Source organism: Kyrpidia spormannii (assembly GCF_002804065.1).
Taxonomy (GTDB): domain Bacteria; phylum Bacillota; class Bacilli; order Kyrpidiales; family Kyrpidiaceae; genus Kyrpidia; species Kyrpidia spormannii.
In genome coordinates, this window is sequence record NZ_CP024955.1 from 2,369,753 (window position 1) to 2,389,922 (window position 20,170).

Genomic DNA, 20,170 nt, shown 5'->3' on the forward strand with positions numbered 1-20,170 from the left:
TGAGGTGATGAATCGGCTACGCCTCCCGAATCAATTCCCGGGCCGCCCGCTCAATGGCGTCAACCCCGGGGAGCACGAAATCCTCTAAGGGGTCACTGTAAGGAATGGGGACATCCGGGATCGCCAATCGCCGAACGGGGGCCTCCAGTTCGTACAATGCCCGCTCAGCCACCGTCGCCGCCACTTCTGCCGTCATCCCATACGACAGGTAGTCTTCGTCCACGACGAGCAGGCGGTGGGTTTTCTTGACCGATTGCACCAAGGTGTCCCGGTCCAAGGGGGCAAGAGAACGCAGATCCACGACCTCCGCCTCGATTCCGTCGGCCGCCAGCCGCCCGGCCGCCCGAACGGCGTAATGGGTCATCATTTGAACACCCACGATGGTCAGATCTCGGCCCTCCCGCACCACCTTCGCCTTCCCCAAAGGCACTGTGTAGGGTTCGGCGGGCACTTCGCCTTCCGATTCTGGAATGGGGTCCATCCACCCCAGCCCCTGCAAGGATTTGTGAAACATGAACAGCACCGGATTGTCGTCCCGGATGGCCGAGATCATCATTCCTTTGATATCATAGGGCGTCGACGGGGCCACTACTTTCAAGCCCGGAAGGTGCGCAAAAGTCGCGTATAACGTTTGGGAATGTTGGGCAGCGTCGTTATAACCGCCCCCCACCGCCGTCATCAACACCATCGGAACTTTAACATTCCCGCCTGACATGTAGTGGATCTTGGCCATATGGTTATAGATCTGGTCCATGCACACCCCGAAAAAGTCCACGAACATCAGCTCGGCGATGGGCCGCATCCCCTCTACCGCGGCACCGATAGCCGCCCCGATGAAGCCAGTCTCAGAAATGGGCGTGTCCCTCACTCGATCCGGGCCAAAGCGGGTGAACAGCCCTTCCGTGGACCCGAAGATCCCCCCGTATTTCCCAACATCTTCCCCCATGACGAACACCCGGGAATCCCGCTCCATTTCCTGAGCGATGGCCTCCGCCAACGCCTTTGACCCCGTCAACCTTCTGCCAGTCGTGGCCGTCAACTTCGATCCCTCCTCATTCTTTCTCAACCCGTCGCGCCAAACAACAAGTACCCATCATCTCCGGGGGCAGACCGATCCTCGACCTTTTAGCCTTCCGAGGTCTTCGCGAATACGTCTTCGAGAGCCTCTTCCCCCCGGGGCCAGGCGCTGTCCCGGGCAAAGGTGTAGGCCTCGTCCACTTCCCGCTTCGCCTGGGCCTCCCACCCGGCCAACTCTTCTTCCCCGGCGACCCCCTGCTCGACCATGTACCGTCTTAACCGCTCAATGGGGTCTTTTTGCCTCAAGTGACTCACTTCGTCCTTTTCCCGGTACACTTCCGGATCGCCCTGAAAATGACCGAGATACCGATACGTTTCGATCTCGATGAGGGTAGGGCCCTCCCCGCGCCGCGCCCGGGCCACCGCTTCTTCCGAGACCCGGTACATTTCTAAGGGATCATTGTCTTTGACCAGGGCCCCGGGTATCCCATAGGCGGCGGCACGAACGGCATTATTGGCCACAGCCGTCGATTTCGATTTTGGCACTGAGATGCCGTAGGCATTGTCTTCGATCACCACAATCACCGGCAACTTCCAAAGAGCCGCGAGATTTAACGACTCATGAAAAGCCCCAGAATTCGCCGCTCCCTCCCCGGCAAAAGCCACCGCCACCCAGTCGGTGTTGTTCATTTTGTTGCTGAGGGCCGCCCCCACCGCCTGGGGCATCCCCGCCCCCACGATCCCGCTGCAGGAAAATTTCACCGTGGGATCGAACAAATGCATGTGCCCGCCCTTTCCTTTCCCAAGCCCGGTCTCCCGCCCGAACATCTCCGCGGTCATGCGCTTCAGATCGACCCCTTTGGCAATGGCGTGGTGATGAGGCCGATGCGGGGCGGTCACCGTGTCGTCCTTACGCAGGTGCGCACAGATCCCCACGGCTGCCGGTTCTTGACCCGCCGCCAGATGCATTTCTCCGGGCACCGTCCCGGCTCCGATGTTAAACACGGGCATCTTGCCTTCGGTGTACACCTTCACCATCGTTTCCTCAAAATACCGGATTTTGACCATCGTCTCGTACATCCACGTCAGCTTGTCCGCAGGAATGGCCACCCGGGCTCCCCCCTTGTGGAAAGAATCAACACCTTCCTCAACATATGCAAAAAACATGCCGGCCTATGCACCGGCTGACCAATCGTCAAAATTCGCCTGAGATCCCCCGGAATTTTGCCCGTAAAACCTTCTGTCTGACCGCTTCCGGGAATGGCCCATGCAACGTCTCACCTGTCCCATCCTGTTCCGCCTTGTTTCAACCACCGGTACAGGGTGCTTCGGGAAACCCCCAGCCGCCGAGCGGCGGCGGACACATTTCCGCGGGTGTTCTGAAGGGCATCTACCACTGCCTCTTTGCGACTGGGGATATTCCTTCCGGGCATGGCCCCGGTTATATTTTCAGCGTCCAAAAATGAAGTCAACCCCTCGGGGCCGATGATCCGCGAATCATCAAAAACTGATGCACAAACCATAACATTTCGTAGTTCACGTATATTTCCTCGCCACGGGTAGTCCTGGAGCAGGCGCAATGCTGCGGGATTCAACTTTTTGCCCGTACCGGTCGTATCCAGCAAATATTGCGCTAAATCAGGGATGTCCTCCTTCCGCTCCCGCAGCGGCGGAACGTGAATCGGAAGGACATGAAGGCGGTGAAACAAATCTTCCCGAAACGCCCCCTGGCGAACGAGTAACCCAAGATCCCGGTGTGTAGCAGAAACCAGCCGGACATTCACCCGGATCTCCTCCCGGCCGCCAATCGGTCGAACCGCCTTTTCTTCAAGGACTCGAAGCAGGGCGAGCTGCATTTGTGGAGGCATCTCCCCAACCTCGTCTAGGAACAAAGTTCCTCCTTCAGCAAGCCGAAAAGCCCCGGGATATCCCCCTTTTTTGGCACCGGTGAAAGCCCCCTCCTCGTGGCCAAACAATTCACTTTCCAGGAGATGTTCAGGCATCGCCCCGCAGTTGAGGGCCACAAAAGGGCCACCTCTTCGGCCGCTTCTCCGGTGGATCCACCGCGCAAGGAGTTCTTTTCCCGTCCCCGTCTCTCCCAAGAGGCACACCGGATAATCCACCCGGGCCGCCCGTTCCGCCAAGTCGATACACCTACGGAAGGATGCGCTTTTGCCGATCATCCCCTCAAAATCAACTCCTCCTTCCTGGGTCTCCACCGTTTCGCCCCCCTGTTGGGGCATCCGAGCGATGACGTCCTCCACGTGGGCTCCCATGGTCGCCACGACGCCGAGGAGATAGGGGTGGGCCGATTCCAGCGGGCCAGATAAATTCAACACACCAAAAACGTTCCCCTTCGGGTCGCGGAGAGGCACGGCGGCACAACACCAGGGGTGTGTCGCCACCACGTAATGCTCGTACCCCGCCACGTAGACAGCGTTTCCGACCTCCAGCGCCGTTCCGATCGCATTGGTGCCCACCGCCGCCTCCGACCAGTCAGCCCCCGGAACAAACTGGATCTCCCGTGCCCTTCGAAGGGTGTCCGGATGCCCGATCTCGCTCAGGATTCGTCCATCCGCATCACAGAATAAAGCGACCATCCGCTGCTCCATCAATAAACCATGAATTTTATGTACCAAGGATTCAACTTCTCGAATCACGTCAGCGTACTTGTGACGCTGCAACTCTAAATCCTCCGGCTCCAGCACAATGTCTCCGCGGTCCCGGTATGGATCCACCCCGTAGCGCCGACTCCGCACCCACGATTCGGACACGTCCCTGGATACGCGGTGGGCATCCAGCGTCCCCTCCCGCACAAACCTTTTCCAGGTCCGATACAACAAGGGCATCTCCATCCTCCCCGTCCCCCCGTTCCGTTCCACCGGACTCATCCCCGGCACAATTGCTCGGCCGCCAAGAACAAAAAATCCTCCGGATGCCTTTTGGCGGCCCCGGCACCGGACGACCACGTCCGCCGTCCGACGGGCCAACCCGGCATCCCGGAGGCCATTGATGAGGCGATACTGAAACCGAACCAACAAGATCGACGCTGAGCCATCGGAAGTTGACATCGTGGGCAAATGGTGGTCAACACACAGGATAAGCATAGGGAGAGAAATCGCGCCCGTAGCAAAGGGCACGCACAAGCCTGCATCAGAATTGCTCGCCTCGTGGCGGATAGGACAAAACGCTCGTGAGGTAATGGCCCAATTCGGTGGCCGTTTCGCCGTCGTCAATTCCAAAATGCTGGGCCACCCGCTGCGGATCTTCGGCGTCGTGGGCGTCCATGATGCTCGCCCGCCCGGTTTGTAGGCACATCACAATGCTCTTGCCCATAAAATGTTGGGAATACGTCACTGCCAGATCGAATCGCGTGCCGGCCACATCCAACGTGGCAAAATGAGTTCGGGTATCTTCCGTTTCTGAAAACAAAACGTGCTCACCCATTCCTCGATCCCCCCTTGTCAATGTCTGATGCGCGGAAGGTACCCGACGTTTTGCACGCCTTTGACTTTGCCATAGCGTGTGGCAATCCGGCGCGCCTCATACACGGTACTGCTTCGCGAACGGAGACGCCACGGGGTGGTGGGGAGCCGCAGGGACACAAAAACCCCGCCTATGAGAAGTCCTTGGCCAGGCGGGGCTTTCGCCACCGCTCCCTCCAACGCTTGCGAAGTTAGCTGACGGGTTCGGGTGGAGAGCTCACCCTACCGAGCGGATGAAACATTCTCAAATCTTCTGAGAACAGCCCGCCCGGATTCACCCCACACATGGGTCCTCCGCTTCCACTGGACATGGAACTCAGCGTCTCCGTTTTAACCATCATACATGAAAAAGGGAATTTTGGCAATGAGCGATTCGTTCACAATACGTTCACACAAGGGGGAAGCGTCATGCATCCGATACCCGCAGTCCTTCTCTCACTGGCCGTCGCCCTCGGGGCAGGCTGGTTCCTCGGAGTGCCCTTATGGATTGCCCTTATGATCGGCGCAGGTTCCATTGCCGGGGCCGCCGTCCTTCGCTCCGTCTACCACGGAGTCGAACGCCGCTTCCGGAGCCTCAACCGGCGGTGATTGCCAGGAGCCGGCCAGGCCGGCTCCCCGCCCTCAGCCGTTGCTCAAATGGCGGACATCCTCCAATACCTGCTCCATGTGTCCCTCCACCTTCACCCGAGGATAGATCTTGCGGATCACCCCGTCGCCGTCGATGAGGAAGGTGGTTCGTTCGATCCCCATGGATTTCTTCCCGTAGCGGGTTTTCTCCTTGTACACGCCGTAGGCCGTAGAAACTGCTGCGTCCTCGTCGGACAACAGCGGGAAGGGAAGCTGATATTTCTCCGCAAACTTTTTGTGAGAACTCGGGGAATCGGTGCTCACCCCGAGGATGACGGCGCCAACTTCGGAAAAGGCCTCGTGAAGATCGCGAAATCCACAGGCCTCTTTCGTACACCCCGGCGTATTGTCCCGGGGATAAAAGTACAGTACCACCGGTTTTCCGCGAAAATCCGCCAGGCTCATCGTCTCGCCCGTCCCGGTGGGAAGTGTAAAATCCGGTGCCTTCTGACCTTCCTCCACCATCTGGATCCCCTCCATCTCCCCTCCCCGCACTCCTGAGCCCATCCGTTCTGGGCCCGGGCGGGGATGACATCTCACTCGCACCCGCAACTCGGTGTCCACACCTTTTCATTGCCAGAATACCATAATTCCCATTCCGATACACGCCGCTCCCTTGCCCCGCGGCCCCGAGTCTCCTACAATGGGGACGAACCCAATGATGCTGATTGATTAAGGAGAGTGCATCATGCCTTCAATCCTTGTCCCATGGATGTTTTTCCAGGGGTTGTCCGACGACCCAGCCGTCGCGGCAGCCGAAGACTGGATAGAAACCAAAAACCCCGAGGTTGCAGCGCCCTGGTTCCGCGCTCTCCTCCGCTTTGCCGCGGAAGAAGATCCTATCCCCCTCCCCGCCACCGTCTCCCTATGGCAATCGTACCTCCTTCACCGGCTGTTCTTTTCGACCTTCCCGTCTCCGGATGAGGGGAAAGAATGGCGTCGGGCGCTTCAAGGTGGCCTCGCGGCAGATCTGAGGCGAGTGCGCCCTTTATACCATTTGGATCCCGCTCCGCTCCTCGAATCTTTAGGCCTTGGGCCAGAGGTCTTGTCTCCGGACTTTACTTCGGCTGCCTCGACCGCCCGGGGGGACACCTTGTTAAATCAGTGGCTCAGCGACCAGTTGACCGAGGTGGCCCGGTCTCTGGAGACGACGGAAGACTGGGCGGACCTCGCCGATCTGTTCACCCGGGCATTCCGAAGCATGGGCAGCGGTCCGGCCGCTCGGCACTGGGTATTTAAATGGGAAGGGCCAAGCCGGAGGCTGGTCCCCGTCATCGAGCCCGATCCCATCACCCTGGCAGATCTGGTCGGATATGAGCGGCAACGCAAACAGGTGCTGCAGAACACCGAACAATTCGTCCTGGGACTTCCGGCGAACAATGTGCTTCTTTACGGAGACCGGGGAACGGGAAAATCTTCCCTGGTCAAAGCGCTGGTTCATGAATTTGGCGCTCGGGGATTGCGGCTCGTGGAAGTGGCCCGGCGGGATCTGGGAGATTTCCCGCTCATCGTCCGCCTGTTGCGCCGCCGGCCACAAAAATTTATCCTATTTTTTGACGACTTATCCTTCGGCGAAGGAGAGACCTTTTACAAAGACCTCAAGACGCTCCTGGAGGGAGGTGTGGAACGGCGTCCGAACAATGTACTGCTCTTCGCCACGTCCAATCGACGACACTTGGTGAATGAACGGTTCAGCGACCGGGGATGGCCAACCCGGGGGGACGAAGAGGACGATCTGCACCTGGAGGACACGGTCCAGGAAAAATTATCCTTGGCCGACCGCTTCGGGTTGACGGTGTCCTTCCTGTCCCCGGACCAGGAACTGTTCCTGGAGATGGTGGGCCACATGGCCAAACGGGCAGGTCTCGAAATCGAAGAAGATTCCCTCCGACGTTTGGCCCTCCAGTGGGAACGTCGGCACAACGGCCGTTCCGGGCGCAGCGCCCGACAGTTCGTGGACCATCTGGCCGGTGAACTAGCCTTGGAAAAGAAAAAGGTGGACCAGAGGTGACGAGGGGCGCGGCGTTACACCGCGCCCTCTCCGGATACCACAGCAGTTTCTACACACTATGGCTTGGCGGGGTTTCCCGCTTCACCCAAGCCCGTTCGGGACTCAGGCACTCTTGACGGCCTCTTTCAGGGTTTTGCCCGGCCGGAACACCGGCGTCTTGCCACCGGCGATCTCGATCGTCTCCCCGGTTTGTGGATTACGGCCGGTGCGGGCTGAACGCTCCCGAACCTCGAAACTGCCAAATCCGGTCAGCCCCACACTCTCCCCCGCCTGCAGCGCTTCCTGAATCGTATCCAAGACGGCATCCACCGCCGCCGACGCCGCTTTTTTGGTCAACCCCGATTTTTCCGCCACCTTGGCGATCAAATCCTGCTTGGTCACTGGCCCACCTCCTTCCCGAAAACCCGGCCGGGACCGACTTTTCCGGCCGATTCGTCCCTAGTTTCGCCGGATTTCTCACCGGTCAAACCTGCGCGAATAGCCCCGGGGGATGGATTTCGGAAAGATTCGACCCATGACCCATCATGGTTGGCTGTCCCGAAGGGCCCGCCGCAAGATCTTGCCCACTGAACTTTTCGGTAGCTCTTCCCGAAATTCTACTTCCGTCGGAGCCTTATAGTGAGCCATACGCTCCCGGCAAAACGCGATGACCTCATCGCGGGTCAACGTCACCCCGGGCTTGCACACGACGTAGGCTTTGACTGTCTCCCCGCGGTACGGATCCGGCACCCCCACCACAGCCGCCTCCTGGATGCCCGGGTGGGTGTAGAGGACCTCTTCCACCTCACGGGGATAGACGTTGAAGCCGCTGGCGATGATCATGTCTTTCTTCCGATCGACAATGTAATAGTACCCGTCGTCATCCCGGGTGGCGATATCCCCGGTGTGGAGCCAGCCGTCCCGAAGGACCTGGGCCGTTTCCTCCGGCCGGTTCCAATATCCTTTCATGACCTGGGGACCGCGCACCACCAATTCGCCGGGCTCCCCGGGCGGAAGTTCCTGTAGACCGGTGGCTATATCCACTATCCGCGCCTCGGTTCCCGCTACCGGCAGGCCGATACTCCCGACTTTCCGCACACCATGATACGGATTGGTGTGCGTCACCGGACTCGCCTCAGTCAAGCCGTAACCCTCGAGAATCTTCCCCCCGGTTTTCTCTTCAAAAGCCCGAAGGACCTCCACCGGCAGCGGTGCGGACCCGCTGTTGCAGATGCGAATCGAGTCGATTCCGTATTCCCGGGCCTTGGGATGGCTGTTGACCGCCACATACATCGTGGGAACACCGGGAAACATTGTGGGCTTTGCCGTCTTGATCGCGTCCAGGACCTCGTCGAGCTGAAAACGGGGCAACATCACCAGATTCGCCCCCACAGCGATGCCCAAATTCATCCCCACGGTCATGCCGTACACGTGAAACAGAGGCAGAACGAGCAGAATCACTTCTTCCCCGTCCCGCAAACCGTCACGAAAATCCGCCAATGATTGGTAAACGTTGGCGACCAGGTTGCGATGGGTCAACATCGCCCCCTTGGAATAGCCTGTTGTTCCCCCGGTGTACTGCAAAACGGCCGTGTCCTCGGGAGAAATGGCCACCGACGGCGGGTCGCCTTGGGCCCCGAGAAGGGCCTCCACGGGTTGAACCCGTTCGGTCGCCGGGGTTTGCACCGGGCCGGGAAACTGAACGAGGTACGCCCGCTCGAGGTGGGTTTTCTCCCAAACCGCTTCGACCTTCCCCCACAGCGGTTCATAAGCCACGATCACCTTTGGGTCGGCGTCCGCCAGCAGGTGTTCCAACTCAGCCCCGGTGTACATCGGGTTGACCTGGACCACAATACCTCCGGCAGCTAAAACGGCGTAGTACGCAATCACATAATGAGGGCAGTTGGGCAACATGATCGCCACGCGATCCCCTTTACGAACCCCAGCCGCAGCGAGACCCACCGCGGCCCGCTGGACCATCCACCACACTTGCTCATAGGTCAGGGTGACATGGTAAAAAGAAATCGCCGGCCGCCCGGAGAAACGCTCCGCACTATCGCGGAGCATTTCCGGTAACGAGATCTGAGGAAATGAAAACGTTCCGCCCATTGTGTCACCTCAATCCCTTGATCAGGAATCCAGTCGGCACATCCCCTTGGGGATCCCTACCAACCGGTCATTCGGACCTCGGCGCGCCGGGCCGGGGAGTTCCGTCACGACACCCGCACCAATTCCCTTCCCCGGAACCGCAACTCTCCGCCCCCTTGCAAGGTGAGAATCAAAAGGCGAAATTCCGGGCGAAACTCGGCACCCACCACGAGCCCGGGGTGAAACTCCAGCCGCCCTTCCACTTGGTTTCCGGGGACTCCCGGGTCGACCACCAAGTACTCCGTCCCGCACAGATCTTCCGCACCGGTCCCCCGGTGCACCGGAAGGATCCCCCGTACCGAACCGGGTCCGCAGGGAATGGAGAAACCCACCTCGGCGGCCTGAAATGCCTGGATGAAGGCATTGACCGCCTCGGGAATCCGACCGCCTTCCAACAATTCGCGGACCTGCTGAACATCTTCCTTTTTCATCTCCACCAATGCGTGGCGTACGGGCACGCTTTTCATCCTCCCCGCCGCTTTGATCCTGATCATCTCATTCGCCGTCTGACCTTCACTTTCCTGCCGAACATTCTGCCGGACCCCGTTGCGCCGTAAGATCCCTTTTCAGTATACTACATATCAATCTGAACCTGCCGAATCAATCTGAAAGAGCGATGTCCGAAAGGAGATCAAGGTGGCTAAACAACGATTAGACCGCATTCTGGCGGAAATGGGCGTGGGATCCCGCCGAGACATCAAAAAAATGGCAAGGTCTGGGTTGATCGAGGTGGACGGGCGAGTCGTCCGGGATCCTTCCTTACACATTGACCCCGGACAACAGGTACTCTGTGTCGCGGGGCAGCCCATTCACTATCAGCGCCTTCACTATTGGATGATGAACAAGCCCCCCGGGGTCGTCTCCGCGGTCATAGACTCCAGGCACCGCACCGTAATCGACCTGCTCGATGAATCAGACCGCACTCCGCATCTTTTTCCCGCCGGCCGTCTGGACATCGACACCGAGGGGTTTGTGCTGATCACCGATGACGGGCAGCTGGCCCACGCCATCCTCTCGCCCAAACGCCATGTTTCAAAAACGTACCGCGCTACAGTGCAAGGCCGGGTCAGCGACGCAGACATCGCCGCTTTCGCCCAGGGCCTGATCCTCCGCGACGGCTACCGCGCCTTTCCCGCCCATCTTCAAATCCTCAACGCGGGAGAGCGATCCGAGGTCGAGATCGTCCTTCGAGAAGGCAAATTCCATCAGATCAAGCGCATGTTCGCCGCCCTCGGAAAGCCCGTCCTGTATCTCAAACGCGTCGCCATCGGAGGCGTGCAATTGGACCCCTCTCTACCTCCGGGAGGCTACCGCGCCCTCGCCGATGACGAAGTCGCCCGTCTCCGGGAGACGGATCCGCGACTTCCCCCGCGCCCCGCTGAATCATAGACCCTGGCCCTGCGCCCATCTTTCACCGAAGCTCTGAGGCTCCTGGGAGCTCATCCCAGCGGACCCCAACCTCCGAGTTCAGCGCGGCATGGGACCGGTATAAACCGACTGGGGACGGATCAACCGATTGTCTGCCGCCTGCTCCAGAACGTGGGCCGTCCAGCCCGCCATCCGGGAGAGAGTAAAGGTCGGGGTGTAGAGTTCCTTGGGGAGCCCCACCGCCCGGAGCACGGCGGCCGCGTAGAATTCCACGTTCGTGTACAGCCGGCGGCCGGGTTTGTACTCTTCCAACAGCCGAATGGCCACATTTTCCACGTGAACGGCCAGATCCAACCACGGGTCATCCCCGGCCACCCGTTTAGCGACGATGGAGAGAGCCTCGGCCCGGGGATCCCGGGTTTTATACACCCGATGTCCGAATCCCATCAAACGCTCCCCGCGCTCCAAAAGGCTGCGCAAGTACGGCTCAGCGTTTTCCTTGGTGCCGATGGCCGCCAATGTCTCGTCCACTTCCGATGGCGCACCTCCGTGAAGTGGACCCTTCATGGTCCCGATTGCCGTGGTCACGGCTGAAGCCATGTCCGAACGGGTTGAAGTGGTCACCCGGGCCGAAAAGGTCGAGGCATTCATGCCATGCTCCGCCGTCAGCACAAGGTAGGCGTCGAGGGCTGCAACGTGTGCCGGGTGGGGCTCCTTGCCGAAGAGCATGTACAGGTAATTGGCCGTGTGGCTGAGATCCTTCCGGGGCTCTGCAGGCTGCCGACCGTTTAGACGGCTATAGCGGTAGGTGATGATCGTGGGGACTTTGGCTGTCAATTCCATCGCCTGCTCGACTGTCGGCGGCCATCCGTAGGACTCATTTCCCACCGCGGAAACGGCCGTGCGAAGCACGCTCATCATGTCCACTCCGGCGGGGATGGCGTCGATGATCGTCTTCAGATAATCGGGCAAAATCCGATATTGCGCCATTTTCGCGTGAAAATCCGCCAGCTCCGCTTCCGTCGGCAATTTTCCAAACCAAAGCAAGTACGCAACATGTTCATAGGTGTATTGAAGAGCCAGATCCTTGGCCCAATAGCCCCGGTACACCAGATGTCCCCGTTCTCCGTCGACCAGGGCCAGTTCGGTGTCGGTCACCGTCACTCCCTCAAGCCCTTTGTGGATCGTCAACCCCTGGGTCATGATGATCACTCTCCTTTTTCAAAAAAACACAAGATGTTCATTGATGTATAACACAAGTATAACAGGTTTTACGTCTGGCTCCAATACAGTAAGGACAAGCGCGCTGACCTCATGTTACAGCTCGGGCCGAAGATATAAGACACTTGGTGCGACATGAAAAATTTCTACCAGGGGAGATGTCCTTGTCTCGTGTCAGCATTGCCAGGTATAATAATAGAAGTACGGGGCGGCGGTTTTCGCCAGTTTCCGACAATCTCCACAGAGGAGGAGAACAGCCGTTTATGGGCCTGTTCAAACGATTGCGGGATATCAGTCTCGCCAACATTAACGCGATGCTCGATCGAGTGGAAGACCCGGTGAAATTGCTGGATCAGTACCTGCGAGATATGGAAGAAGATCTGCAGGATGCTGAAGAAGCGGTGGCCAAGGCCATCGCGGTGGAAAAGAAACTGAAGGCCCAATTCGAAGAAGCCCAGAGCCTCGCAGAAAAGCGGGCGAAACAGGCGGAAGAGGCGGTACTGGCTGGAAACGACGATTTGGCCCGGCGGGCCCTGGCGGATAAACGGGAACAAGAAGCAAAGGCAAGGGACTTTCAGAACCAGTATCAGACGGCGAAAGCAAACGCAGACGCCCTCAGGGAAAAACTCGCCGAGATGAAAGAAGAGATTGGCAAGATGCGGAACAAACGGGACACCCTGGTGGCCCGGGCCCAAGCCGCAAAAGCTCAGAAAGAGATCAGCCAGGCGATGTCCGGCATCGGCAGTGACAGTGCGATGCGCGGTTTCCAGAGGATGGAGGACAAGGTTCTGCAACTGGAGGCCGAGGCGGAAGCCTCCGGGGAAGTGTATAAAAAAGAGCGCTCCCTGGACGATGAGTTCAATGAGTTGCGCCGTAATGCCGATGTCGAGGACGAGTTGGCAGCTCTGAAAGCGAAGTTAAACAAAGCGGAGTGACCGTCCGCGGGGCGTAAGGCTACCCGGACCAGTGTCAGAAAAACGGGGAGATGGTCATCTCCCCGTTTTCTTAAGGAGGGAATTGTCCCGTTGACGCTGACTATCCACCAGTTGTTGACGATGGGATTCTGGTTTGCGCTTTTCATTCTTCTCCTCGTTATCCTTATGGCGGTCGATGTGGCCCTGACGCAATACAACGATTTTGAATTGATCCGGCGGGGGCATACCGCCGTCGCTTTGCGCTTCGTGTTAAAACTTCTCGCCCACGCGCTGATCATTTCCCGGTCCATGATGATCAGCCAGGTCGTATGGGATGCGGTGGTGATCTCCGCCTACGCTTTCGTGCTGCTCTTGATCGTCCAGTGGCTATTTGATCTGGTGATGAAACGGGCCGCCGGGATCGACATGAGCAAAAACATTGCGGAGAACCACATGCCCAGCGCCTTACTGTCCGGATCCCTGCACGTCGTTGGCGCCGTGATCCTGATGGGATCCATGTAAAGGAGGAACGCCTATGTCCGTGTGGAAAAGGGTGACCGATCTGATTCGCGCCCGGGACCCTCATCCTCCGGTGGTGCAAAAAACGTGGTTCACTTTAAGGCCCGGGGACGTTGTTCAGGTGGAACTGACCGAGTACATCGTCGAAGCCGCCGCCGCCTTCAACGCCATCCAGAGCATGCATTATGTACTCCGGGACGGGCGCACGTACCGCCATTTGGTGATCGACCGCGGGGAAGGACTGGTTTTCCGCCTGTATGAAACCTTGGATGGCAGGCTGGACGACATCGGAGAGATCCCCGAGACGGTACATTTGGACGGAGTGGATTACCATCTCGAATCCCAGCAGGAATCCCCGGCCTGGGTGGATGGCCCCATGCATCTGGTGCACGGGGACACCGTATATATTTGGAATCATCAAAGCGACGATCGTCGCCTGTTCCGGGTGGAATGGCAGAACGGAAAATATTGGTTTGGGCTGGGGCGGTTTACCGAAGAATTTGACGCCAGGATCATTGCCGGCACATGAACGGACGAACGGTAAAGCGTCGATCTCTTCGTCTGCTCGCCCTTTTGGCCCTGGCTTTTTCCGTTCTTCTGGCCGGTTGCGGCCTCGACTCGTACGTTTCGAAAAACTATCAGTTTCAGTCGGCGGCGGACCAAGGACAGGCATTACAAAAAGTCTATCGCGCGGCGAACAAATCGGTTCCCGAGGTAGCCAAGGAACTGGAGGCACAAGAAAAGCCCCAGGACGTCTCCCCGGAATCCACGAAAGAGATGTTTTTGGTCTATCCGGATCACCTGGTTCATCTCCAGCAGGACCCGGCCAAGCCTCAAGACACGATCATCGAAATCGATGACAAGCAATTTGTCAAAGACAATTATGATCCCTCGTTTTTACAAGGATTTTTGCTTGCGTCGACCTTGGATCGGATTTTCGGCGGCGGCTGGCAGTTCGGAGGCGGGCATTTCGGCCACTACCGGGGGTATCAGCGCACCCCGAATTATACGCCAAACCCGCCGACGGGGCCCCCGGCCGCAAAGAAGTCCTCTTTGGAAATTCCGAAAACGGTGGGCGGGGTGGGAGTATTCACCCGGCGGTCAGATCAGCCGCCGACTCCCAGTCCTTCAGTCAATCCCAGGACCCGACCGTCGTCGGGATCCTCGGGTAAATCTTGGAGCGGATCCGGCTCGGGCGTGATCTCATCTGGATCCAAGCCATCGAACGGGTTTTCTTCTCCGCCCAAGGTTCGGTTGGGGGGTGGATCCTTTACACGAAGAAGATAGATTTGGCCGGCGCCGGGGTGAATCCCTTTGGCGCCGGCCCTTTGTTCATGGGCCGAGATCAGCGGTCCTCGACTAGTAAAGCGTAAACCCGGCCCGGGCCATGAACACCCACGGTCAACTCCATCTCGATGTCCGCCGTTCGACTGGGACCCGTGATAAAATTCAAAGACGCCGACAATCCGCGCAAAGCCGTCTCCCGCATAATGGCTGTCAAACCCGGAACCACTCGGGATGCCGGGACCAAGGCGAGATGGGCGGGGGGCAGAAGGCTCACGGCCCTGGGCGTATCCCCACCTGAGAGCAGCGCCAAGCTCCCCGGTTCCGCCGCCACCCAGTAAACCGTGGTCACTCCGAGATCCGCCCGGTCCACCTCCCGGATCGCTTCATCCCGGTTCGCCCCCGCCCTCCACACATAAACGGAAATTCCCGCCGCCTGCAACGCGGGATCCAGTCCCAATTCATCAAGCAAGGGGTCGTTCCACCGCACAACCCGGCCCACTCCCCACTCCCGGGCGATCTCCGCCACCCGTCCCGCCGCCTCCCGGGCCCTCACCACATCGGCCTCGCCACCGACAGCCCGCCAATTGGCGAGAAACTGCTCCAGAGAATTCCCGGCTGCCTCTGGTGTGGGAAGCCCCCTCACCCCTCGCACAGGTTGTTCCGGCGGAGAGGTCTCCACCTCCCGCCCCAGGGCATTCGCAACCCGGGCTAAAAACCGCAGTTCTTCTTCGGTCCGGCCGAAGGATCTCTCCTCACTCATGGTCGGCCCCTCCCATCTGCCGGGCCTCAGCCGCCAGTCCCGGCCACAGATCCCGAAACCGCTTCGGGGCCGCGGCGGGAAAATCCCGACCCGCCGTCCATCCCGCCAGCCCCGGAAGCCGGGCGGAAAGATGCCGGTCTTTCACAAGTGGCCGCTGGAAGGTAACCGCCGTTTTAAATGCCAGACGATAGCGCCGGGGACTTGTGAAGGCCCGTTTATATAGGCGGAAGGCCATTCGTTCCGCCGGCGGGGTCTTCCCAGCGGCCACATAACGAACCCGGTGGCGCACCAACATATCGTGAAGCGGAATCTTGACCGGACAAGCCTCGGCACAGGCCGCACACAAAGAGGATGCATAAGGCAAGTCCCCCCACCGATCCAGATCATCGGTCAAAAGCGGCGTAATCACGGCCCCGATGGGCCCCGGATACACCCACCCGTAGGCGTGCCCGCCGATTTGCCGGTACACCGGGCAGACGTTCAAACAGGCGCCGCATCGAATACATTGAAGTGCTTCGCGAAACTCCGGATCCCGGAGGATGCGGCTGCGCCCGTTGTCGACGATGACCAGGTGGAACTCCTCTGGTCCGTCCACCTCTCCCTCCCGCCGGGGACCAGTGATCACCGTCACGTAACTGGTCAACTTTTGCCCGGTGCCGCTGCGAGGCAGCAAATTCATCATCACTTCGAGGTCTTCAAAAGTCGGCACCACCCGTTCCATCCCCATCACCACCACGTGAACCGGCGGCAGGGTGGTCACCATCCGTCCGTTGCCCTCGTTCGTAAACAAGGCGACAGAGCCGGTCTCCGCCACGGCAAAATTACATCCCGTTATGCCGATATCCCCGGTCAAAAACTCCTCCCTCAACTTTTGACGGGCAAAATTGGTCAGCGTATCGGTATCATCCTTGATCGGCTTCCCGGCCACCTGGCTGAACAGTTCCGCGACATCTTTCTTGGTCTTATGTATGGCCGGTGCAATAATGTGAGATGGCGTTTCGTGGGCCAGTTGAATGATGTACTCCCCCAGATCTGTCTCCACCGCCCGTACCCCGATTGCTTCCAAGGCCTTGTTGAGCTGGATTTCTTCGGTCACCATCGACTTCGACTTAATCACCGACCGGGCATTCCGGGCCCGGGCGATATCGACAATGACCTGAACCGCGTCCTCGGCCGTTTCGCACAGGTGAACTTTGCCTCCCCGGCTTTTCACCTGGTCGATCAATTGGCCGAGATAATAGTCGAGATGAGCCAGCACATGAGCGCGGATGGCCCGGCCCCGCTCCCTCCAGGCCTCCCAATCTCCGAGTGATCGCTGAGCCAAAGCTTTCCCGGCAAAAAACTTATCCGTGGTGATTTTGACCGCTTCACGGAGAAAATCATTATGCAGAGCTTCCGCCGCCCGCTCCTTCATGGTCGCCGGATGCACCGTCATTGCACTCCCTCCTCTAACAGTTGTGCCAAATGCATGACCCGCACCGGGGACCCGATTCGGCGGAGGCGGCCCTCGATGTTCATGAGACAGCCCATATCTGTACCCACTACGAGATCAGCTCCGGTTTCTTGAATATGCCGGATCTTGTCCGAAACGATGGCCGTGGAAACATCCCCCATCTTGACCGAAAAAGTCCCCCCAAAGCCGCAGCACTCTTCGGCAAAAGGGAGCTCCACAAATTCGAGGTCTTTAACGCGGCGCAACAGGCGCACCGGGGCGTCGCCAACCCCCATGAGTCGGGTGGCGTGACAAGAGGGATGGTACGTGACCCTGGCCGGATACCGGGCACCCACGTCCTCCAGCCCCAGGACCTCGACGATGAACTGGCTCAGTTCATAGACTTTTCCGCGGACCTCCCGGGCCTGGGCGAGCCGGGTTGGATCATCGGCAAATAACTCTTCGTATCCGTGAACCACCATGCCCCCGCAGGAGCCGGAGGGACTCACAATATGATCGCTGGATGAAAACGCGTCTAACCAGCCTTCGGCCACGGCCCGGGCCTCGGGATGGTAACCGGCGTTAAAAGCGGGCTGCCCGCAACAGATTTGATTCTCCGGAAAATCCACCTCCGCCCCGAGCCGGCGCAACAGCCGGACGGTGCTCACACCGACCTCCGGAAACAAACTGTCTACTAAGCAGGTGACAAATAATGACACCCGCACATCCCCCACCCCCTGTCATTGACAAGGGTATTGTACCACAGTGGCCCAGTCAGACGGTGGGAGTCGGCCAACCCGGGAAACCCTCCATCACCGCAGCCATAAGAAGGATTTCCTATCCCTGGGCCCCCATCCCCAGAGACCGCCGCCACCCCACCCTTCGTCCGGACACCAGAGACACCAGACCGTAGATGAAAGCCGCCGCGAGAACGATGGACGCCCCGGAAGCGACATTCAGATAGTAGGAGGCATAGAGCCCGACCAGGGCGCTGACCAACGCCACCGCCACGGCAATGGCGGTCATCTGCACCATACTGCGGGCCACCTGCCAGGCCGTGGCCGCCGGGATGACCAGAAGGGCCGTGACTAGGATCACCCCCACCGTCTGCATGGCAGCCACCACTCCAATGCCGATCAGAGCTAAGAATGCGTTGTTCAGCCAGGTGGTCGGCAGTCCTGTCGCCTGGGCCCCCTCGGGGTCGAAGGATAAAAACACCATCCGCCGGTAAAACAGCAACATAAACCCCGCCACCAGGAACAAAACCACCACGACGGCCACTAAATCTTGGGTGCGGAGGGCGAGGACATCGCCGAACAGATAGGCGGAAAGATCTGTCGTATACCATTTGATCGTGCTGATCAACAGTACCCCCAAGGCGAGCGACCCGGAAAAAACGATGCCTACCGCCGTATCCATCCGCGTGCGCCGACGCCGGCCGATCCAAGCGATCAACAGGGCCAAGCCGACGGTGTACACACTGCCAAACGCATACAGATTCCACCCCAAGGCGTAGGCCAGGGCGAGGCCGCCCAGGGATCCATGAGCAAGACCTTCCCCGATAAAAGACATTCCCCGGAGCACCACGAACACCCCGAGCAAGGCGGCTAACACGCCCACGGCCACAGACCCGATTAAGGCCCGCCACATAAAATCAAACTGAAAGGGCGCCAGAAGGAACATCGGCGCCGCCCCCTTCCTTGCCCTCGGGCCGTTTCCCGACGGGAACGCCGAAGGTATCCGCCAAGATCCCCCGCTTTTGCACCTCATCAAAACTGCCTCTGCCGACCAACCGCCGGTTGATGCACCACACCTGGTCAAACTGCCTGAGTCGGGCGGGTTCCAGATCATGAGTCACTTGAATGATGGCAACCCCGTCCGTGCGAAGGCCGTCGATCAGGTGCTCGATGACCTCTTGGGTCGGAGCATCCAAACCGGTCACGGGCTCATCCAGCAGCCACACCGGCGCATTCCGAATGAGGGCCCGGGCGATGAGCACCCTCTGGCGTTGCCCACCGGACAGATTCCCGAACAACTCTTCTCGCCATTCCAGCATGTCTACAGCCACAAGGGCCCGTGCCACCTCCGCTCTCTCTTTCGGGCCGGGTTTTTTGGGCCAAAATCCCCGGCGCAGGAGCCCCATTGCCGCCACATCCCAGACGGTGACGGGCATATCCAACCCCATGACCTGGGACTGCGGGACATAGGCGGCACCGCTCGGTGGATGTCCGGGTGTCACCGACTGGCCGGCGACTTCCACATGGCCGATCACATGGGGAACCAAACCCAACAAAACCTTCAACAGCGTACTCTTTCCGGCGCCATTCGGCCCCACTACAGCAACGCGTTCCCCGGCCGCCGCCTCCGCCGCAACGTCCGTCAAGATGGGTTCCTGGCCGTACGCGGCATGTACATTCTCCAGCCGGACGATGGCACTCATCCCGCCGCCCCCTTTCACGAAGTCCCTTTCAAAGCGCTGACGATCGTCTGGACATCAAATTTCATCATATCGATATACGTGGCCGATCCCGGGCCGCCCACCGTATCATCCAACAAATTATCCACAAACCGTACGCCCGTATCCTCCGCAAGCCGGGAGATCAGTTTGGGATTAAAGCCAGCTTCCCCGAACACCGCCGGCACGTGGCGGTCCCTGACCGTTTGAACAATCTTCGCATAATCCCGTGGAGAAGGTTCCGCCCCGGATGAACCAGCCAGGTACACCTGTTCCAACCCGTATTCTTTACAGAAATACGGCCACGCATCGTGGAACACGACCATCGTTCGCCTGTCTGCCGGGATCTGCGCGATCTCGGAGCGGATCCACTTGTCGAGATCCTGAAGTTGACCGATGTAAGTTTGGGCCCGGCTCCGGTATTCCGCAGCCCCCGCCGGATCCACCTCAATCAGCGCGTCCCGGATCTTCTCGGTATATTTGACGGCATAGTTCGGATCGAGCCACATATGCGGATTCCCGGTCCCTCCTTCTCCCTGGCCCAAAACCGGCAATCCGTTGGACAATGTGATGATTTTCAAATCCGACCGCCCACTGCTTTGAATCAGCTTCTGAATGTAAGTCTCCGCTCCGAGGCCGTTTGCCACAAACAACTTCGCCTGGGATACCGTCCGCACGTCAGCAGGGGTCGGGGAGTAATCGTGGGGATCGGCTCCCGGCGGCACCAATGCCGTCGCGTGAACCCGGTCGCCGCCTACCTGCCGGATCATGTCCGCGATGGGCGTAATGCTCGTGACCACCTCCAACGCCCCAGACGAAGCAGGCTCGCCCGCACCCCCGGTCTGTCCGGATGGGGATGGCCCTTGTCCGCATGCCGCGAGGAAAAGAGACAAAAAAACGATAGCGAAAACCGAAATTCGTCGAATGCGTCCGCCCATAGTGCGCCC

22 protein-coding genes and 1 riboswitch are annotated in these 20,170 nt (G+C 59.3%); of the genes, 7 read left to right on the forward strand and 15 right to left on the reverse strand.

The genetic code is table 11. From position 1 onward, the window contains the following. Positions 1 to 16: 16 nt before the first annotated feature. From CVV65_RS11915 to CVV65_RS11930, 4 genes are all read right to left on the reverse strand, one after another. Positions 17 to 1,039 (reverse strand): alpha-ketoacid dehydrogenase subunit beta, encoded by a 1,023-nt coding sequence (locus CVV65_RS11915; protein WP_100668313.1) that lies wholly within the window; start codon positions 1,037 to 1,039, stop codon positions 17 to 19. An 86-nt stretch (positions 1,040 to 1,125) separates the two neighbouring features. Beyond that, positions 1,126 to 2,127: a thiamine pyrophosphate-dependent dehydrogenase E1 component subunit alpha gene (locus CVV65_RS11920; RefSeq protein ID WP_100669470.1), complete on the reverse strand. Its 1,002-nt coding sequence runs from the start codon at positions 2,125 to 2,127 to the stop codon at positions 1,126 to 1,128. A gap of 167 nt (positions 2,128 to 2,294) precedes the next feature. Next, positions 2,295 to 4,058, reverse strand: a complete 1,764-nt coding sequence (locus CVV65_RS11925; RefSeq protein WP_198592015.1) for a sigma-54-dependent Fis family transcriptional regulator — start codon at positions 4,056 to 4,058, stop codon at positions 2,295 to 2,297. Between the two features lie 112 nt (positions 4,059 to 4,170). Continuing rightward, positions 4,171 to 4,464, reverse strand: a complete 294-nt coding sequence (locus CVV65_RS11930; RefSeq protein WP_013076338.1) for a DUF3055 domain-containing protein — start codon at positions 4,462 to 4,464, stop codon at positions 4,171 to 4,173. A 203-nt stretch (positions 4,465 to 4,667) separates the two neighbouring features. Next, a riboswitch (cyclic di-AMP (ydaO/yuaA leader) is annotated at positions 4,668 to 4,834 on the reverse strand. Between the two features lie 76 nt (positions 4,835 to 4,910). Here CVV65_RS11930 and CVV65_RS11935 point away from each other — a divergent pair. Then, on the forward strand, positions 4,911 to 5,090 hold the full coding sequence (locus CVV65_RS11935) for a hypothetical protein (protein WP_013076340.1): 180 nt from the start codon (positions 4,911 to 4,913) through the stop codon (positions 5,088 to 5,090). Between the two features lie 33 nt (positions 5,091 to 5,123). Here the strand turns inward: CVV65_RS11935 and bcp are convergent, their stop codons facing one another. Beyond that, the gene (bcp, locus tag CVV65_RS11940; protein WP_100669472.1) at positions 5,124 to 5,594 is read right to left on the reverse strand and encodes a thioredoxin-dependent thiol peroxidase; all 471 of its coding nucleotides are present in this window, start codon (positions 5,592 to 5,594) and stop codon (positions 5,124 to 5,126) included. 223 nt (positions 5,595 to 5,817) lie between these two features. Between bcp and CVV65_RS11945 the strand changes: the two genes are divergently transcribed. Beyond that, positions 5,818 to 7,140 carry an ATP-binding protein gene (locus CVV65_RS11945; protein ID WP_100668315.1) on the forward strand — a complete coding sequence of 441 codons (1,323 nt, stop codon included), beginning with the start codon at positions 5,818 to 5,820 and terminating at the stop codon, positions 7,138 to 7,140. Positions 7,141 to 7,242: 102 nt separating this feature from the next. Here the strand turns inward: CVV65_RS11945 and CVV65_RS11950 are convergent, their stop codons facing one another. The 3 genes from CVV65_RS11950 to CVV65_RS11960 all read right to left on the reverse strand — a co-directional run bounded on the left by CVV65_RS11950 (position 7,243) and on the right by CVV65_RS11960 (position 9,761). Then, positions 7,243 to 7,521, reverse strand: a complete 279-nt coding sequence (locus CVV65_RS11950) for an HU family DNA-binding protein (RefSeq protein WP_013076343.1) — start codon at positions 7,519 to 7,521, stop codon at positions 7,243 to 7,245. 141 nt (positions 7,522 to 7,662) lie between these two features. Beyond that, positions 7,663 to 9,228, reverse strand: a complete 1,566-nt coding sequence (locus CVV65_RS11955) for a long-chain-fatty-acid--CoA ligase (RefSeq protein ID WP_100668316.1) — start codon at positions 9,226 to 9,228, stop codon at positions 7,663 to 7,665. Positions 9,229 to 9,332: 104 nt separating this feature from the next. Next, the gene (locus CVV65_RS11960) at positions 9,333 to 9,761 is read right to left on the reverse strand and encodes a hypothetical protein (protein ID WP_100668317.1); all 429 of its coding nucleotides are present in this window, start codon (positions 9,759 to 9,761) and stop codon (positions 9,333 to 9,335) included. Positions 9,762 to 9,903: 142 nt separating this feature from the next. Here CVV65_RS11960 and CVV65_RS11965 point away from each other — a divergent pair, with 142 nt between their 5' ends. Beyond that, a complete protein-coding gene (locus tag CVV65_RS11965) occupies positions 9,904 to 10,656 on the forward strand; it encodes a pseudouridine synthase (RefSeq protein WP_100668318.1) in 753 nt (250 codons plus the stop codon). A 78-nt stretch (positions 10,657 to 10,734) separates the two neighbouring features. Here CVV65_RS11965 and CVV65_RS11970 read toward each other — a convergent pair whose 3' ends face one another. Then, the gene (locus tag CVV65_RS11970; protein WP_100668319.1) at positions 10,735 to 11,838 is read right to left on the reverse strand and encodes a citrate synthase/methylcitrate synthase; all 1,104 of its coding nucleotides are present in this window, start codon (positions 11,836 to 11,838) and stop codon (positions 10,735 to 10,737) included. A 281-nt stretch (positions 11,839 to 12,119) separates the two neighbouring features. Between CVV65_RS11970 and CVV65_RS11975 the strand changes: the two genes are divergently transcribed. The 4 genes from CVV65_RS11975 (at position 12,120) to CVV65_RS11990 (ending at position 14,576) form a co-directional block, all read left to right on the forward strand. Then, on the forward strand, positions 12,120 to 12,791 hold the full coding sequence (locus CVV65_RS11975; RefSeq protein WP_100668320.1) for a PspA/IM30 family protein: 672 nt from the start codon (positions 12,120 to 12,122) through the stop codon (positions 12,789 to 12,791). A 90-nt stretch (positions 12,792 to 12,881) separates the two neighbouring features. Next, entirely contained in the window at positions 12,882 to 13,292 is a 411-nt protein-coding gene (locus CVV65_RS11980) for a DUF350 domain-containing protein (RefSeq protein ID WP_100668321.1), read from the forward strand. A gap of 13 nt (positions 13,293 to 13,305) precedes the next feature. Further along, on the forward strand, positions 13,306 to 13,818 hold the full coding sequence (locus CVV65_RS11985) for a DUF4178 domain-containing protein (RefSeq protein ID WP_100668322.1): 513 nt from the start codon (positions 13,306 to 13,308) through the stop codon (positions 13,816 to 13,818). Next, positions 13,815 to 14,576, forward strand: a complete 762-nt coding sequence (locus CVV65_RS11990; RefSeq protein ID WP_100668323.1) for a DUF4247 domain-containing protein — start codon at positions 13,815 to 13,817, stop codon at positions 14,574 to 14,576. Before CVV65_RS11985 ends, CVV65_RS11990 begins: the two co-directional genes overlap by 4 nt. A gap of 58 nt (positions 14,577 to 14,634) precedes the next feature. Here CVV65_RS11990 and CVV65_RS11995 read toward each other — a convergent pair whose 3' ends face one another. The 6 genes from CVV65_RS11995 to CVV65_RS12020 form a co-directional block, all read right to left on the reverse strand. Next, positions 14,635 to 15,336 carry a LutC/YkgG family protein gene (locus CVV65_RS11995; protein WP_100668324.1) on the reverse strand — a complete coding sequence of 234 codons (702 nt, stop codon included), beginning with the start codon at positions 15,334 to 15,336 and terminating at the stop codon, positions 14,635 to 14,637. Continuing rightward, positions 15,329 to 16,771: a LutB/LldF family L-lactate oxidation iron-sulfur protein gene (locus CVV65_RS12000; protein WP_100668325.1), complete on the reverse strand. Its 1,443-nt coding sequence runs from the start codon at positions 16,769 to 16,771 to the stop codon at positions 15,329 to 15,331. The genes CVV65_RS11995 and CVV65_RS12000 overlap by 8 nt, the downstream gene beginning before the upstream one ends. Next, complete coding sequence (locus tag CVV65_RS12005) at positions 16,768 to 17,493, reverse strand: (Fe-S)-binding protein (RefSeq protein ID WP_100668326.1); 726 nt, start codon at positions 17,491 to 17,493, stop codon at positions 16,768 to 16,770. Before CVV65_RS12005 ends, CVV65_RS12000 begins: the two co-directional genes overlap by 4 nt. 112 nt (positions 17,494 to 17,605) lie before the next feature. Continuing rightward, a complete protein-coding gene (locus CVV65_RS12010; RefSeq protein WP_100668327.1) occupies positions 17,606 to 18,451 on the reverse strand; it encodes a metal ABC transporter permease in 846 nt (281 codons plus the stop codon). Continuing rightward, entirely contained in the window at positions 18,423 to 19,208 is a 786-nt protein-coding gene (locus tag CVV65_RS12015; protein ID WP_100668328.1) for a metal ABC transporter ATP-binding protein, read from the reverse strand. Before CVV65_RS12015 ends, CVV65_RS12010 begins: the two co-directional genes overlap by 29 nt. Positions 19,209 to 19,222: 14 nt before the next feature. After that, positions 19,223 to 20,161, reverse strand: coding sequence for a metal ABC transporter substrate-binding protein (locus CVV65_RS12020; protein WP_100668329.1), 939 nt, complete (start codon positions 20,159 to 20,161; stop codon positions 19,223 to 19,225). Positions 20,162 to 20,170: the final 9 nt, after the last annotated feature.

Excerpts from the sequence above, each read along its gene's own strand:
- CVV65_RS11930 (WP_013076338.1), bottom strand. The coding sequence starts at position 4,464 with ATGGGTGAGCACGTTTTGTTTTCAGAAACGGAAGATACCCGAACTCAT.
- CVV65_RS11935 (WP_013076340.1), top strand. The coding sequence starts at position 4,911 with ATGCATCCGATACCCGCAGTCCTTCTCTCACTGGCCGTCGCCCTCGGG.
- bcp (WP_100669472.1), bottom strand. The coding sequence starts at position 5,594 with ATGGTGGAGGAAGGTCAGAAGGCACCGGATTTTACACTTCCCACCGGG.
- CVV65_RS11945 (WP_100668315.1), top strand. The coding sequence starts at position 5,818 with ATGCCTTCAATCCTTGTCCCATGGATGTTTTTCCAGGGGTTGTCCGAC.
- CVV65_RS11955 (WP_100668316.1), bottom strand. The coding sequence starts at position 9,228 with ATGGGCGGAACGTTTTCATTTCCTCAGATCTCGTTACCGGAAATGCTC.
- CVV65_RS11960 (WP_100668317.1), bottom strand. The coding sequence starts at position 9,761 with ATGATCAGGATCAAAGCGGCGGGGAGGATGAAAAGCGTGCCCGTACGC.
- CVV65_RS11970 (WP_100668319.1), bottom strand. The coding sequence starts at position 11,838 with ATGACCCAGGGGTTGACGATCCACAAAGGGCTTGAGGGAGTGACGGTG.
- CVV65_RS11975 (WP_100668320.1), top strand. The coding sequence starts at position 12,120 with ATGGGCCTGTTCAAACGATTGCGGGATATCAGTCTCGCCAACATTAAC.
- CVV65_RS11985 (WP_100668322.1), top strand. The coding sequence starts at position 13,306 with ATGTCCGTGTGGAAAAGGGTGACCGATCTGATTCGCGCCCGGGACCCT.
- CVV65_RS11990 (WP_100668323.1), top strand. The coding sequence starts at position 13,815 with ATGAACGGACGAACGGTAAAGCGTCGATCTCTTCGTCTGCTCGCCCTT.
- CVV65_RS11995 (WP_100668324.1), bottom strand. The coding sequence starts at position 15,336 with ATGAGTGAGGAGAGATCCTTCGGCCGGACCGAAGAAGAACTGCGGTTT.
- CVV65_RS12000 (WP_100668325.1), bottom strand. The coding sequence starts at position 16,771 with ATGACGGTGCATCCGGCGACCATGAAGGAGCGGGCGGCGGAAGCTCTG.
- CVV65_RS12010 (WP_100668327.1), bottom strand. The coding sequence starts at position 18,451 with ATGTTCCTTCTGGCGCCCTTTCAGTTTGATTTTATGTGGCGGGCCTTA.
- CVV65_RS12015 (WP_100668328.1), bottom strand. The coding sequence starts at position 19,208 with ATGAGTGCCATCGTCCGGCTGGAGAATGTACATGCCGCGTACGGCCAG.
- CVV65_RS12020 (WP_100668329.1), bottom strand. The coding sequence starts at position 20,161 with ATGGGCGGACGCATTCGACGAATTTCGGTTTTCGCTATCGTTTTTTTG.